The sequence below is a fragment of the Kordiimonas sp. genome (assembly GCF_048260245.1).
GTDB lineage: Bacteria > Pseudomonadota > Alphaproteobacteria > Sphingomonadales > Kordiimonadaceae > Kordiimonas.
Genome location: NZ_JBLXGZ010000003.1, coordinates 1 through 15,389, shown reverse-complemented (window position 1 = coordinate 15,389; position 15,389 = coordinate 1). Strand labels below are relative to the sequence as shown.

The following is a 15,389-nucleotide window of genomic DNA, read 5'->3' as shown; positions in this document are numbered from 1 at the left end:
TGAGACAAGGGCTTGACGCCGCAGCCTCAACAATAAATTTTGCGCGGCATGGAAAAGAAAATCACTTGTGCGTTATGTGGGCGCAAACTCGCATAATGCGTTGAGATGTATCACCTTACCCGAACACCTCGAACTGCCAAGATGACAATTCCATGACATCCCATTTGCCACGGTAAGGTTCGCGCCCTATTTAACGGTGGGCAACCAGAGAGATACGACGCCACCATCGCCCCAAAAAAGGGGGAAAGTCGGCGCTAACGGGCGCCACGCACAGGACGAACATGGGTATTTTATGATCAGCCGGCCACCAATTTCCTATAAAAAATGGGGCCAATGCGGCAAATATTTTGAGTGGCAGGACCACCACGTCTTTTACCAGCGTGGCGGCAATGGTGAAGCCCTGCTCACAATCCACGGCTTCCCGACGTGCAGTTGGGACTGGGCCTGGGTCTCGAAAGCACTTGTTAGCCAGTTTCACATGATTGTGCCCGACCTCCTGGATTATGGCCGCACACTCAACAGCCTGAAAAAAACCTGCACCATTATGGACCAGGCAGATATGCTGGATGCACTGATGGCCCACCGCGGTATGGACGAGGTACATATTCTGGCGCATGACGTGGGGGACACGGTCGCGCAGGAGCTGATCGCCCGCCACAATGAAAGCTCGCTTTCCTTCCGCATCAAAAGTGCGCTTTTCCTCAACGGTGGCATGCTGCCCGCGCACCACAGACCGCGCAAGGTGCAAACGCTGCTGGCTGGCCCGCTTGGGCCCGTCATCTCGCGCGTGGCCGGCAAGGGTAAAATGCTGGACGGGTTTGCCAGTGTCTTTGGTCCACACACCAAACCGACCGATGTGTCGCTTGATGAGTTCTGGCCCGCCATGGTTGGCGTTAATGGGCGCGGTGCCTTCGCGCGGCGCATCCGTTACATGGCGGAGCGTATCATGCACGCTGAGCGCTGGAAAAATGCGCTGAGGGACGCCCAACTTCCGATGATGCTGGTCAATGGTGTGGATGACCCGGTGTCGGGCGGACACGCGGCAGATGCCATTGAAAAGGAATTGCCCAACATCAAGGTGGTGCGACTGCCCGGCATTGGTCATTTCCCGCAAATCGAAGCGCCTGAGGCAGTCGCTGAACTGGTGGATGAATTCCATAAATGTATTGTGCGCAATGGTTATGTCCGGCCGTCTGAACTCAAGGCCGCGCAAGGCTTTTCGCTTTAGGCTTGTTCTCCCGTCATTTCCGCTTGACCCCCTTGCCAAATTCATCAAATTTGGGCGCCGTAAAACAAAGGCCCCACAATGACCGACGCACGTGCACCCCACCCCAACACCGGCAGCCCCAAGGCTGGCGGATCACAAGCCGTGATCGCCTTCCTGACCATTGTTGCGGGTACGGTGCTGGGCCTCGCGGGCATTGACCTTGTGCTGCCTTCCGTGCCTGCCATGCCGCAGATATTCGCCACGGACACCGCCACGGCACAACTGGTGCTGGCCACTTATGTGGCTGGCATGAGCCTTGGCCTGTTGATGTTTGGCGCGCTGGCATCCCACTTCGGCAGGCGGCGGCTGTTCATTGGCTCGCTGGCGGTCTATGGTGGGCTGTCGCTTCTGGCCGTGATGACAGACGACATCCATGTGCTGAACGTTATCCGCTTTTTCCAGGGTGCTGCGGCCAGCGGCGGCGCTGTGCTCGCTCCCGGCCTTATCCGCGCACTGTTTTCCGAACTGGGGGCCATTCGGGCCGTCAGCGCCATGGGCAGTATCGAATCGCTGGTGCCCGGCCTCGCCCCCATTGCCGGGGCATGGCTCTTTGACGCTTACGGCTGGGAAGCCAGCTTCAAGATCACCGGCCTACTGGTGCTGGCCATCTGTGCGCTGGTACTGGCGCGGCCGTCGCTGTTGCCGCATATTGGCCAGAAGCGCAGCGGCTCACCCGCAAGCTACTGGCGGGTGATGAAAAACAAGGTGTTCATTCGCTATGGGCTGAGCCATGCGCTTATCCTTGGTGGTTTGCTGGTGTTTGTCTTTTCCGCCCCTGCTGTGGTCATTGAAACCATGGGCGGCGAGATTGAAGACTTTATCCGCATGCAGTTTGTCGGGGTTTGTTTGTTTATCGTCTCGGCCAACATCAATGGCAGCCTTGTCAAACGGTTTGGCAATGAGACAGTGATCATGGCAGGCACCGCGCTATCGCTGCTCGGTTGCTGCGGCTTGCTCGGCTATGGGCTTTTTGGCCCCAACAACCCTTACCATTTGGTCTATCTTTTCTGGGTGCTGAACCTTGGCCACGGTATTCGAAGCGGGCCGGGTTTTGTCCGTGCGCTGCAGGCCACACACGGGGAGGATGACAAGGCATCCGCCCTCATTATCCTCTGGACCATGCTGATCGCCGCCGTAGGCACCGCCATTGTGGCGCCCTTTATCAAATTTGGCCTCGCGGCGCTGACATTTGCGCTTGTACTAATCGTGCTGCCGTCGCTTATCCTTATGCTTGTGCTGCCACCCTACGCGGATAACAAGCAACCCGGCCCTCTCAGTTAAGGAACCGTCATGTCCCGCATTTCTTACGTCAATGGTGCCTATGTCCGTCATATGAATGCGGTCGTTCATATCGATGACCGCGGGTATCAATTCGCCGATGCCGTCTATGAGGGTATCACGGTGCGCCATGGCCGCATGGTAGACCTTGAACCACACCTTGACCGGCTGTGGCGTTCCATGGGGGAACTGAGGATCGCGCCCCCGATGCTGCGCCGGCCGATGCGGTTTGTCTTCCGCGAGGTGATCCGCCGCAACCGAATTGAAAATGGTTTCCTTTATATCCAGATCAGCCGCGGTGTAGCGCGGCGCGACCACGCCTTCCCTGCCGCGCCCTTGCAGGCAAGCCTGATCGTCACACTGAAGCGTCTTGATGTGGACGGTATAATCCGCCGCGCAGAGGTCGGTGTGAAAGCCTTCTCTGAAGACGATATTCGCTGGGGCCGCTGTGACGTGAAATCCACCTCGCTTTTGCCCAATATACTTGCCAAACAATCTGCCAAGGAAAAGGGGGGCTTCGAGGCCGTGTTGGTAGATGTTCAAGGATTTGTCACGGAAGGCAGCAGCACCAACATGTGGATCGTGCGCAGGGACGGCGTGGTGCAGACACGCTCAACAGCAGACAATATCCTGCCCGGCATCACCCGCGCCACCCTCATGAGGCTCGCACGTGAACTGCAAATCAAGGTGGTGGAAGAAGCCTTTACCCTGAAGGATGCCAAGGGTGCGGCAGAGATGTTTCTCTCAAGCTCCACCGGTTGCGCAACACCGATCGTGGAACTGGACGGGCAGAAAATAGGCGACGGCACCCCCGGCCCCGTCGCCACACGCCTCGTCGAGGCTTATCGCAAATATATGGACGCCTGATCAGGCGTCGGCTTTGACTAGGGCGTTCCCGCCCCAACCTTTACCCGCCATGAAGGCTAGCACCGCCCCCACGACGGCATTGATGACCAGATGCATGATCATCAGTGGCATCCGTGTTGCCTGTGGAAAATCAGCCAGGCTGGTGTACCAGACACTGTCAGTGGCAACAGCATATAGGCCAATCACGAAGCCAAAAACCACGCCAGCCATTATGTCACCTGACCCGACCGCTTTGCCAAACAGCCACACAACCACAACGGTTTGCACAAAGTGATATGTCATGACCGCCACTGCGGTTTCTTCCATTGGCTTCATTGCAGCTTCTGCAGCGGTGAAAGCCTCCGGCATTATAAACATCGGCCCTACAGTGTAGAGCAGGCCATACACAACAAACGCGACAACAATATTCAGGATAAATTTACCAATATTCATCGGCCCCTCCCCTTGTGTTGGTGATGAAAACCTCGCTGTATAGAAATTTATACCTCGACAGCCCCAAGCTCTCGGGGTTCGTATAGTTTGGCCAACACCAACCCCACAACGGCGCCCACAAACAAATGAATGACAATGGAGTATGGCAGCGGCGAGATATCGACGTCGAGCCCTGTGTACACTGACAGATGAGTGGCGGCCAGATAAGCCCCGATCAGCAAGCCGAAACGCGCCCCGGCCCTGATATCCGACGAAGCAACAAAAATATTGAACAGCAACACCACGACGGTGGTTTGCAGCAGGTGCCCCAGCATCTGGTAGGGCGCCAAACCATCAGCGGGTGAGCGGATCATATCAACGTTCGCCGTGTAGATATCGGCAAAGATGACACCCATCGTGATCAAGTAAAGCACTATATATACAATAAATACAACGCCCACACTCAGGATAAACCGTCCGATGCTCATTCCCGTCTCCCTTATAAGCAATTGAATGTCGACTAGCCTTTCTTGCTGTCCCCATCTTCAGCTTGTTCTTCGGCTTTGGCCGCTTCGGCTTCCGCTAGAATGGCGTCGTCCGTCTCCACTTCGCCTTCGTCCGTGTCGCCCTCAGCCGTGACAATGGCGATCTTGGGTGTCGGGCCGTCTGTTTTAAAGTGTACCACACGCTGCGGATACGGAAATTCGATGCCGTCTTCGTGGAACTTGTCCCATATGTGCAGCATCACGTCACTGGCGATGTTCGAGACCCCGTTTTGCGGGTCTTCAATCCACATCCTCAGTTCAAGGTTTACGCCGTCGGCAGCAAATTCCTTAAGAAGCGTGCGCGGTTCAGGGCTTGATAGCACACGGCTTTCCTCGCCCGCGGCTTGCACCATCAATTCCATCGCACGGCGGATATCACTTTCATAGCTTACCTGAACCGGAATGCGGCGGCGCACAAGACGGTGGCTGTGCGACCAGTTGACCACCGGCTGGGTGATCATGTCCTCATTGGGAATGAGAAATTCAGTGCCGTCGCGGGTAATCACGCTGGTGTATCGCGCGGCCAGCCGGTTAATGGTGCCGTACGTGCCCTGTGTCTCAATCACGTCACCGGGTTTGATGGAACGGTCCATCAACAGGATAATGCCGGAGATGAAATTACCCACCACCTTCTGCAGACCAAAACCGATACCAACACCAAGCGCACCACCAAAGACCGCAAGGGCAGTAAGGTCGATACCGGTGGCATTCAACGCTGTGAGGAAGGCGATGGAAACCAGCAGGATTTTACCTGACTTGGTGACAAGCACCCGCGCACTTGGCGGCAGGGTCGAAAAGTTGACGATCTGCTTTTCCATCAGGCCAGAAATCGCAAGCGCTGCCCACAACAGCGCGCCGAACGTCACAATGCCCTGAAAAATATCCAACACGCTGACGGAGGCATCGCCAAGTGGCAGGTGCGCGCCTTCAAGCACGGTCAGGATAGGGTCAAGAAGCCCGATAATATTTAGCGCCGCCAGCGTCCAGGCGATACCAGCGATCAACCGCGCCAACTCCCGATTTGCAATGACGCTGACCGCAATGCGGATAACAAGCCAGGCAGAAAACAGGCTGGTGGCAATCGACAGAATGTAAGGCCGCCCAATGAGTGGCTCCAAAAGCAGCATCGCCGTCCATATCAGCAGGATCGCCATCGCTGTCGACATAACGGACAGCAGGAAACGGTCGCTGAACTTGCGAATGACAGGCTTGTCGCCAAAGGCGCGCAACAGCCCCTTGAGCATCTTGCCGCACGCAAAACGCGACGCCATATAGGCTATAATGACGATGGCAAGCTCAACAAGGCGTAGGGGCGCAAGCAGATTTGCTTGCAGCCAAACCCAGCTTTCATTGGCAAATGCCAGTAATTCCGCCCTAAGTTCCTCTTCCATATGAGGAGTTTAGCGTCGTGCGCGGAAAAAGTCTCTAAGCAATTGCGCAGCCTCTGCTTCACAGATACCGCTATAAACTTCAGGTCGGTGGTGGGTGGTGCTTTGGCTGAAAATGCGTGCGCCCACGGTCACCCCGCCGCCCTTGGCATCGTCGGCACCGTAATACAGCCGCCTTATGCGGGCGAAGGCGATGGCTTGCGCGCACATGGCACAAGGCTCAAGCGTGACATAGAGGTCGCAGCCTTCAAGCCGCTCCGAGCCGAAAGCGCGCGCGGCTTGGCGAATGGCAACCAGTTCAGCGTGGCCTGTGGGGTCATGGGGGCCGACAACATCATTGCCGGCTGCAGCCAGCACACTGCCGTCCGGCCCCACGACCACAGCGCCAATGGGGACTTCACCGCGTGCGGCGGCTTTGCGGGCCTGATCAAGCGCCCGGTGCATATGCGGAAACTGGTCAATCATGCATGAGTGTTAGCGCGAATTGTCTTCCACGCCAAGACACCCTTCACTTGTGACATGGTCAAACGTACCGCCCTGCCACGTAAAGCTCGGCGCGGCCGCTCCCGTTTGTTGCTTTATCTTCAGTTTTGAGGGTTCGCCGAAGGCGCGCTCCAGCATATATGCCGTGTTGTCCCGACCTGCCAGTATTTCCGCTGCGAAATGACCAATCTTCAATGTGAGCTTGCCGCCCACGTCGCACAAGCTGGCGTCACCGTAGGCGGAGGAGCGATACGTGCCCACAAGCTTGGCCCTGAGTGCTGCGGCCTCCGGGCTTGTCGCTTTTCTCAGCGCGTCTTCGCGGATGCGCACACGAAAATTGGCATAGCGTGCCTGACTAGCGACCCGCCCTTCAAGTCGCTTGGCTGCGTTCGCATCTGCGCCCTTGACGTTCAGCGCATAATCAATCGCCTGCTGCAAAGCGCTCCAGCCAAAGGTCCAGCCAAAAGCGCGCGCACCGTTGACGGATGAGACAACAAGGTCATCATCCGGCAGAAACACCATGAAGATCATCATGCCGTCATAGGTGCCACCATGATAGAAAACCCGGTGGCCGTTATAGTCGCAGCTTTGCCAACCAAGGCCGTAGCCGTCACATGTCATGTCGGCATATTTCTTGGCCGGGTCGCGCTTGGCATAGGCCGTTTGTGCGGTCTCATATATAGCAGGGTCAAATAGCTTCCTTTTCATATTGGCCTGCAACCACTTCATCGCATCAGCGGTTGAGATGAAATGCCCCCCCGCCGGGTGCATCATGTCATCCTGTTTTGCCGGTGCCACGTCCCAACCTGTTGTGGATAACGGGTTGAAATGGTTGCCAAGGCCAATATCCGCTACCGGGATTTCACTGGGCACATTGCTGGCGCTTGTTAGCCCCAGCGGGCCGTGAATATCGCTTTTGAGCCAGTCTTTCCAACTGCGGCCGGTTTTCCTCTCCAGCACCGCAGCGTAAATCAAATACCCAAGGTTGTCGTATGAGAACCCCGGTCCGGTTGGCGCGGAATGCTGTTCCAGTATTTCTTCATAGTCCGCGACGGGTGTGCCGCCAATATAAGCTGTGCGCACCACCAGCGGGGCGTTTTCAAAACCAAAATCATGCGACAATAGCTTGCGCATGGTGATCTTCGCTGGGTCAATCGGCTCAGGCAGGTCAAGGCCCGGCCATTCCGACGCCAAGGTGGCATCAAGCGACAGTACGCCATCAGCGTCCAGATTGGCAGCAAGAAGCCCCATGAAGCTTTTGCTGACAGACGCGATATAGAGCGGGGTTTCCATGCTCAGCGGTGCGTCGGACCCAGCCACTTTGTTACCGTGCAGACGGCTGTATAGCAGCCCGTCACCACTGGCAACTGCCAGGCTGTAACTGGGTGGCGCGTAGGGGCTCTGCTCCATCTCCGCCATGAAAGCATCCAGCTTTCCAGGCAGGTCATCCCCGGTGGCGGTGGCAGAAAAAGCCAATAACAGACCGGCCCCCAGCAACCGCCGAGGGAAGGATTTATATTTAGGTGTCATTGTTCAGTCCTCGTTATCGTCGTGTTTTATTTATCGTTATACCCGCTTGGTGCGAGCTTTTACTACAGTTGTAGTAAATGAACTTCCGGTCAAGTATAAATTTGCTCGCACCGATAAAGCGGCGGATTCTGTTGCACGCTGTGGGGCACAGCCCTATTGTGCGCGCAAACAGACAAGGCATGAATGATATGAGCGACGAGTTGGAAAAAAAGGGTGAACGCATCGCCAAGGCGCTGGCACGCGCGGGCGTGGGCTCGCGCCGCGATGTGGAGCGCATGATCGCTGAAGGCCGGGTGTCGCTTGATGGCAAGAAGCTCGAAACCCCTGCCGTGCTGGTTGAGAGCCTCAAGGGCATCATGGTGGACGGCGAGGCCATCGGCGACGTGGCCGACACCAAGCTGTGGCGCATGAACAAACGGCGCGGTACACTGACAACCCACAAAGACCCCGAAGGCCGCCGCACCGTGTTTGATCAATTGCCGGGCCACGTGGGCCGGGTGATTGCGGTCGGGCGCCTTGACATGAACACCGAAGGGCTGCTGCTGCTGACCAATGACGGCGAACTGGCCCGGTATCTTGAACTGCCCGCCAATGAGTTGATCCGGCGCTACCGCGTACGGGTGTATGGCCGGGTGAATGAAGACGAGTTGAAGAAACTGGCAGACGGCGTCACAATCGACGGCACCCACTACGGCGCCATCGACGCCAAGCTTGAGCGTGAACAGCTAAGCAACGCCTGGCTGACCGTGGCCATTCGTGAAGGCAAGAACCGCGAAGTGCGCCGCGTGATGGAGCATCTGGGCCTGGTGGTGAACCGGCTTATCCGCACGCATTATGGCCCCTTCACCCTCGGCAGCCTGAATGACGGCGCCGTAGCTCAAGTGCCAGAGAAACAGCTTTACGATGTGCTGGGTGATTTTTTCACGGATGTGACGCAGTCAGTCGCCGCGCCGGAGAAAAAACGCGATCCCAGCAAATGGGCCAAGGCCAAGCCACCCAAGAAGGTGCGCCTGGGGGCAAAACGCAAGCCCCGCAACCGTGACGATGAAGACAACCGGCGCGCCAACGCCAAGCCCGGTGAAAAACCGTTGCGACGTGGTGGACGCAAGTCTGAAAGCAGACTGAGGGCCGAACGGGCAGGCACTGATGCAAGAACGGCACGCGCCGGAGAGCGTCCAAAGACCGAAAAACAGCGGCCGAACGAAGGTCGCCCTGCGTCTTCGCGCCCGGCTTCCCGTCCACCAGGAGCCAACCGCCCCGCCGGGCAGGGCCGCCCACAAAAGCGGGGCCCTAAAAAATGACCCGCATCATCGCCGGGCGCTTCAAGGGACGGCGGCTTGAGGTTCCGGCAGGGAGCGACATCCGCCCCACGACAGACCGCATGCGCGAACGGCTTTTCTCCATGCTGACGCATGCGCGCTATCCCGATATGGTGGGCGCAAACGTGGCAGACCTTTTTGCCGGCACCGGCGCCCTGGGGCTTGAGGCGCTGTCCCGTGGCGCGGCGCATGTGACCTTTATCGAAAAAGCCCGTGGCTCGCTTGACTGTCTCAAGGCCAATATCGATCATCTTGGCGTCCGTGATGAAGTGGCGGTGCTACCGGGCGACGCCAGTACGCTGCCTGCTGCCAGATCCCGTTTCGATATTATCTTTATGGACCCGCCCTACCGCATAGGACTGGTACGCCCTGCTCTTGACAGCATCCTCGCTGGTGGCTGGCTGACACAAGACGGGGTTCTCGTTTGTGAACTGGCGAGTGATGACAAAACCGAAATTCCCGGTACACTTGAGGTCGTTGATGACCGCAGTCAGGGCCAGCAGCGTATTTTGTTTCTGCAACAGAAAACATAACCCCACCCCCTGCCGTTTCCGAAAGCCCACCCACCATGTACGCGCGTTAACCCTCATAACGTAAAATAAACACAAATAGGTTGTTTTTGTTTCGAATAAATTGTTCTTCTATGCAGCGGTGCCGAGTTCTTTTTAACAATCTGCTCACGAGGAAAACTTTATGAATATGCTCAATAACAACCATGGGTGTTTGCGCCGAGCCACGAAGATGGCCTTCTTTACTGCTGGTATGGCAACCATATTGTCGGGCGCGGCGTTCGCCGACTGCGGCGTGGATGGTACCACAGGCCAGATTTGTATGATGGCTGGCACCTATTGCCCAGTCGGTACAGTTGATGCAGCCGGAGGGACGCTGAAAATAGCAGACTATCCGTTGCTTTACTCTGTTATCGGCATCTCATACGGCGGCGACGGCAGAATAGGCTTTCAAGTGCCTGATCTTCGTGGCCGTGTCCCTGTCGGTGTTGGCACGGGTTACGGCCTGGGCCCTGTGGAATTAGGACAGCAACGCGGCGCTGAATTAGCAGATGTGCAGCAGGCCGGTGATGTGGCCGCGGCGACAAGTGGCGATAAAATCGCCGTTGCCCAACCGGGTAACGTCAACGTGGTGAGCCCACAACTGGGCATCCGCTACTGTATTGTCACAAACGGCAACTTCCCCCAGCGCTCAGAATAATATTTTTAGCTGGCCGGCAAAGGACAGGCGCGCCGCCCTCCGTATAACAGGTATGACATGGCCTCGGGCAAAGCTTCCCGGGGGCATGTCATATGTCAGGGCTCTTCATTACCTGTCGTGTCCATTTCCGGTCGGAGGGCTCTGGCACACATTCTCGTTCACATTCCGTCTCACCGGGTTCGCCCATGCGGCGGCTTGAACAACCTCACTCTCGGGCATGCACCTAAAGTGCATGCCCGTTTTTTATATAACCAGACGCGACACACCCGTTGTGGTTTATATCCCCCGGTCTAGACCAAAAGAAAACCCCCGACACAGATGCCGGGGTTTCCAGAGAAAGAGGGAAAGCCCCGAAGGGCCGTCCCGATCATGTAATCGTGCTTAGAACTTCACGCGTGCGCCAACGAAGAAACGGCGACCGAATGGGTCGTAAACGTCTGCTGCCGTATCGGTGCCGGTTACGTTGAAAGTCGTACCCGACAGGAGGTTTGGCGCTTTGTTATCGAGCAGGTTGTCGATACCACCAAAGATCTCAAGGCCATCAGCAAGGCGGTACGTTGCGTTCAGGTCAACATAGACTTCTGCACCAACCGAGATATCTTTCGGCCCAAGGTCGAAGGCAGCCAGGAACTGGTCGTCTTCATAAGACTTGCCGAGGTAAGTCGCTGTCACACCAACATCAAACGCGTCTTGCGAGTACGTCATGTTCGCTGTGAAACGGTGTTTCGGATCACCGATTTCGCCAACAAAGGGATCTTTGTCCGCACCCGGGATCGGAATGTCATACCCTTCAAAGTAGTTGGTATAGACAATCCGCGAGTTCAACGTACCGTTCAGCAGGCTTGTCGAGTGACGAACCGTGATATCGAGACCTTCGGTGAAGCGCTCACCCGCGTTGAAGAGCGGCGCGTCGATCAGGTCGATCGAACCGATGCTGTTTGTTGCAGTGGCGGTCGGACGACGGGTGATCAGGTCACAGAAAGCGGCTTCGCCCTGGTTGTAGCACTGGTCCAGAATGAACTGGCGTGGTGGTGCAACAATCGCATCTTCAATTTTGATACGGAAGTAATCGGCCGTAATCGTGAAGTTGCGCAGGAACTCTACGCTCGACGGCGTGATAACAACACCGACTGTATAGCTGTCAGATGTTTCTTCGAACAGGTCAGCATTACCGCTGTTGAAGCCACTGATGCCCTGAAGGTCAGCCTGGTTGATGGTGTAAACACCGTTTGCAGCAATGTTGGCAACAACGCCGGCATCCGCACGACAGTTATCACCGAGAGCACCGCCACCGCTCGCGCCAACACCCTCACACGGATCACTCAGGCCTGACGGGAATGTTTGTGATGGGCCGGTATAAAGCTCACCAATGTTTGGCGCCCGCACCGAACGCGCGTAAGTGGCGCGGAACTTGATATCCTCAATCGGTGACCAGTCCATGCCCACGGAGTAGGTGTAAACTGTGCCAACGGTGGAGTAATCAGACACACGACCAGCGCCGCGCAGGTTCATGCTTTCTGCGAAAGGCAGATCAGCAAGGATCGGGATGTTCAGCTCTGCGTACAGTTCTTTCACATCGAAATCGCCTGCCGTATCCGGCGTTGCGTTACCAGCATTGAGGCCAGCGTTGGTCAGCGCATCGTTGTTGGCCGAGCTGGACTCTTTGCGGTATTCACCACCCAGCGCGAAGCCAAGAGGCCCTGCCGGCAGATCCATCACCGAACCGGAGATGTTGGCGTTGATCACTTGCTGCGTGATACGAGTATCAAGCGTTGCGTCGGCTGCAATGTAGTTGATCGCATCCTGTGACACCGAACCGTTACCAAACAGGTTGATCGGCACACAGCCCTGAGCGCGCGCATCAGCGCTTGCACATACTACGTCATTAACGTCGCCATTGTTGTTGGCATCATTCACGTCGCGAACACCACGCAGGGCGTTTGCGAAGTTGAGAACGTTCACCTGACCGTTTGACTGCTGGCCCTCAGAGGTACGACCATAAACATAGCTGACATCCCAGTTGAAACGGTCGTCAAACACCGTGCCGTCGAAGCCAACTGCAAAGCGGAAGAAGTCACGGTTCACCGAACCATTCCGTGTACCAAATTCCAGCAGGCGGCGAGCGAAGCTGATGTCGCGCAGACCGTCGCCATCGCTGTCAACAGCATCGGCAACGATTGCACCCGGCACCAATGGGTTAACCATGGTTACGCCGTCAACAACGGTTTCGATCGGAACGAGACCACCGGTGGATGGGTAGATGTCTTCCGAGCTAAGGGCAAACGGCTCGATCTCACGCGAGGAACGCGTGTTGGCGTAGGTGCCTTCCGCGAAGAAGTTGATGTTTTCCGTTACTTCATAGTGACCGCGAGTCGAGAAGAGGAAACGCTCAACCGGAACAGCAATCGTGCGGTAGTTCTGGCGGTTGAAGCCGTCAGGGCCGATTTGCTGACCAGCAAAGTCACCACAGCTATCCGGCGCAGTGCCGCCATTGGTGCTGAAGCAGGGACGCAGAGCGCCGTCCTGACCATAAGTCCAGGTTTTGCCGGAACCGGTCGAGAAACGACCCTGTGTCGGGTAACTGGAGAAATATGGCTCGGAAGGTGTGCCGAAATCAGCCGGGTCGCCGGTCAGGCGGAACAGGTCGATATCGTCAACCATGGTGTTGTCGCGTTCGCGGGACAGAACACCGTTCTGGTTGGAGTAACCGAGGTGAACCATCATGTTACCACGACCGTCCGCGAAGTTACCGCCTGCGGTTACGTTTGCCTGGATCTGCTCATCGTCACCTTCTTCGGTGATGCCGTATTGTGCGCTGGCTTCTACGCCTTCAAAGTCTTTCTTGAAAACGAAGTTAACAACACCTGCGACAGCATCGGAACCATACAGGGATGATGCACCACCTGTCAGCACGTCAACACGTTCGATAAACTGGGTCGGGATCACGTTAAGGTCAACAGTCGCGGTACCCGGGCGACCGGAAACAACGCGGCGGCCATCAAACAGTACGAGGGTACGGTCGGAACCGAGGTCACGTAGGTCAACTGTCGCAGCACCCGTACCTGATGTCAGGAACGCGGAGTTGGAACGGCTAAGGCCCGGAACACCGAACTGTGGGCTCTCAAGCAGAATTTCCTGAATGTTTGTCGCGCCCGACTGACGAATAAATTCACCACCGATCACATGGACAGGCGAAACAGACGCAATATCTGGGGAGACAATACGCGAGCCGGTAACGACCACTTCTTCAAGGGTCTCGTCTGCGGCTGCGTCTTGCGCCGCTGCTGCACCCGTCAGAGCAAGCGCAAGAGCGGCTGCAGTGCCACCCAAAAGCTGTGCCCGAAGAGCATTTTTGGACAAGTTTTTCACTTTTCTTTCCTCCTGAATAGTTGCCCTCAGCGAGGGGCTGCACCAGAAGTACTCGCCGGCATTTTTTTTAAAAACTGCAATCCATAGTAAGTAATTGTTTATTTTTTATGTAATTTGCAGATGTGTCATTAATAACACATGAAACTAACCTAGTAATTAACACTTTTAGTTTATACACTTACTAAGGTTTATAACTTTTATATTAAACCCATGACAAGAAGAGCAACCAGTGTGTTATGCCGTTTATGACTCAGGTGCTAATCTTCATGGGTGATTCAAAAAAAGAGACGATTCAAAAGCGGGTGATTCAAAATTTTACCGTGTCATCGGGCAGGAACGATATCAAACGGCGTGGTCAGGCGCGGTGCATTCTCTGTAAATGGCTCGGTGCCGTGCCACATGTAGGACGGGAACAACACCACAAGCCCGGTTTCGGGCCTTATGCGGCGAGCGACAACCTCGCGTCCGGCACCAAGGCCTGCACCGCTTTCACCAAACTTGATCCACCCCTGATGGTCAGCGTGCCCCTCAGTCACAGACGGCGGCACAGAAACGTATAATGATGAACTGATCCAGCCGTTCGGATGCACGTGATTGACGTGAAAACCACCCTCTTTCAACCGCACGGACCACGACCCGCCAAACGCAAACCCCGGGGCTTTACGACCAAGGAAAGGATGCGCCGGGTCATCTGGCAGATCCGCGATATAGGCGGCCACGGCCTTCTCCACCTCGCCGCGCAAGGCTTGCACCTGCGCTTCAGGTCTGGTGAAGAGAGCGCCGTTGCTTTGCGTGCCGCCCCGCAAGGTCTGATCAATCGGCGCCTGCATGTCACGGTGCAGACTGCCAAGCACCTCTTCAAGATCGACGAGAAAATCCGCGAGGCAATTATATCCCTCCGGCACGCCGATCTGTCGAACACCGATGAAGCGGTCATAATCGTTCAGCCACGCGGCGCGGCTGTCACCTGTCAGCCGCCAGCAAAGGCCCCGGTACGCCCACATCTCTTGGTCAAAAGGGGCCGAAACCGCCACATGATCAAGCGCAGATAGCGCGTCTTCATACCGTCCTAGTCTGGTGAGCAGTTTCGCGCGGTCAAGACAGATGGGCGCCGCCGCCCGGGCCGGGGCCAGCGTGATGGCTTCCTCATAAGCTTCAAGGCTGGCCTCCGTATCACCAATACCGGCAAGGAGCCGAGCCTGACTGTGCTTGAGCGACGGCGTCGCCCCTATAAGGCGCAACGCCTCCACTGTGGCATCAAGGGCGGCGGCAGACTGCCCTGCCAGCTCAAGCGCGTGGACCTGCGCCTCGCGTAGGGAGGCCGACAAAGGCGCGTCCCTCAACGCCACCTCATATGATCTGCCATAGAGCGCGCGCTGACCGCCCTGCCAATAAAGTCGGTTCAGCGCGTCATGTGCCTCAATGTAATCCGGTTTGAGGGCGATGGCCGTTCGGAACTCACGGTCCGCGCCGTCCACATCGCCAAGATCATAGAGCGCGGTTGCATAAGCATATCGCAACTCAGGCACTTTGGGGCCAATGCTCAAGGCCTGCTCATATATCTCTTTGGCCTCCCGCGCTCGGCCTTGCTGCATCAATACGCCGCCAAGGTTATGCAATGCCGCGAAATGCCCCGGTTTACACTCCAGCGCCTGCCGGTAAGCGCACTCGGCCACCGCAGGGCGGCCCAATTCTTTCAATGAAAGGCCCCGCGCCGTCAACG

13 protein-coding genes are annotated in these 15,389 nt (G+C 56.6%); 6 read left to right on the top strand and 7 right to left on the bottom strand.

Annotated features, from left to right (window positions below):
* Positions 1-292: 292 nt before the first annotated feature.
* The 3 genes from ACN0VM_RS02545 to ACN0VM_RS02535 all read left to right on the top strand — a co-directional run bounded on the left by ACN0VM_RS02545 (position 293) and on the right by ACN0VM_RS02535 (position 3,412).
* Complete coding sequence (locus ACN0VM_RS02545) at positions 293-1,228, top strand: alpha/beta fold hydrolase (RefSeq protein ID WP_417449268.1); 936 nt, start codon at positions 293-295, stop codon at positions 1,226-1,228.
* A 78-nt stretch (positions 1,229-1,306) separates the two neighbouring features.
* Positions 1,307-2,548: an MFS transporter gene (locus ACN0VM_RS02540; protein WP_417449267.1), complete on the top strand. Its 1,242-nt coding sequence runs from the start codon at positions 1,307-1,309 to the stop codon at positions 2,546-2,548.
* A 9-nt stretch (positions 2,549-2,557) separates the two neighbouring features.
* Positions 2,558-3,412, top strand: a complete 855-nt coding sequence (locus ACN0VM_RS02535) for a D-amino-acid transaminase (RefSeq protein ID WP_417449266.1) — start codon at positions 2,558-2,560, stop codon at positions 3,410-3,412.
* Here ACN0VM_RS02535 and ACN0VM_RS02530 read toward each other — a convergent pair whose 3' ends face one another.
* From ACN0VM_RS02530 to ACN0VM_RS02510, 5 genes are read right to left on the bottom strand one after another with little or no spacing between them, the layout of a single operon-like run.
* Complete coding sequence (locus ACN0VM_RS02530) at positions 3,413-3,844, bottom strand: hypothetical protein (protein ID WP_417449265.1); 432 nt, start codon at positions 3,842-3,844, stop codon at positions 3,413-3,415. It lies immediately after the preceding gene.
* A gap of 47 nt (positions 3,845-3,891) precedes the next feature.
* A complete protein-coding gene (locus ACN0VM_RS02525) occupies positions 3,892-4,311 on the bottom strand; it encodes a hypothetical protein (protein WP_417449264.1) in 420 nt (139 codons plus the stop codon).
* Positions 4,312-4,343: 32 nt separating this feature from the next.
* Positions 4,344-5,759: a mechanosensitive ion channel family protein gene (locus ACN0VM_RS02520; protein ID WP_417449263.1), complete on the bottom strand. Its 1,416-nt coding sequence runs from the start codon at positions 5,757-5,759 to the stop codon at positions 4,344-4,346.
* A 9-nt stretch (positions 5,760-5,768) separates the two neighbouring features.
* A complete protein-coding gene (locus ACN0VM_RS02515; RefSeq protein ID WP_417449262.1) occupies positions 5,769-6,221 on the bottom strand; it encodes a nucleoside deaminase in 453 nt (150 codons plus the stop codon).
* A 9-nt stretch (positions 6,222-6,230) separates the two neighbouring features.
* A complete protein-coding gene (locus ACN0VM_RS02510) occupies positions 6,231-7,769 on the bottom strand; it encodes a serine hydrolase domain-containing protein (protein WP_417449261.1) in 1,539 nt (512 codons plus the stop codon).
* Positions 7,770-7,957: 188 nt separating this feature from the next.
* Here ACN0VM_RS02510 and ACN0VM_RS02505 point away from each other — a divergent pair, with 188 nt between their 5' ends.
* The 3 genes from ACN0VM_RS02505 to ACN0VM_RS02495 all read left to right on the top strand — a co-directional run bounded on the left by ACN0VM_RS02505 (position 7,958) and on the right by ACN0VM_RS02495 (position 10,297).
* Positions 7,958-9,070, top strand: coding sequence for a pseudouridine synthase (locus tag ACN0VM_RS02505; RefSeq protein WP_417449260.1), 1,113 nt, complete (start codon positions 7,958-7,960; stop codon positions 9,068-9,070).
* Positions 9,067-9,621, top strand: a complete 555-nt coding sequence (gene rsmD, locus ACN0VM_RS02500; RefSeq protein ID WP_417449259.1) for a 16S rRNA (guanine(966)-N(2))-methyltransferase RsmD — start codon at positions 9,067-9,069, stop codon at positions 9,619-9,621. The genes ACN0VM_RS02505 and rsmD overlap by 4 nt, the downstream gene beginning before the upstream one ends.
* Positions 9,622-9,781: 160 nt before the next feature.
* Positions 9,782-10,297, top strand: coding sequence for a phage tail protein (locus ACN0VM_RS02495; RefSeq protein WP_417449258.1), 516 nt, complete (start codon positions 9,782-9,784; stop codon positions 10,295-10,297).
* Between the two features lie 381 nt (positions 10,298-10,678).
* Here ACN0VM_RS02495 and ACN0VM_RS02490 read toward each other — a convergent pair whose 3' ends face one another.
* Positions 10,679-13,666, bottom strand: a complete 2,988-nt coding sequence (locus ACN0VM_RS02490; protein ID WP_417449257.1) for a TonB-dependent receptor domain-containing protein — start codon at positions 13,664-13,666, stop codon at positions 10,679-10,681.
* A 323-nt stretch (positions 13,667-13,989) separates the two neighbouring features.
* The coding region (locus ACN0VM_RS02485) for a putative 2OG-Fe(II) oxygenase (protein ID WP_417449256.1) at positions 13,990-15,389 on the bottom strand (1,400 nt) is incomplete at its 5' end.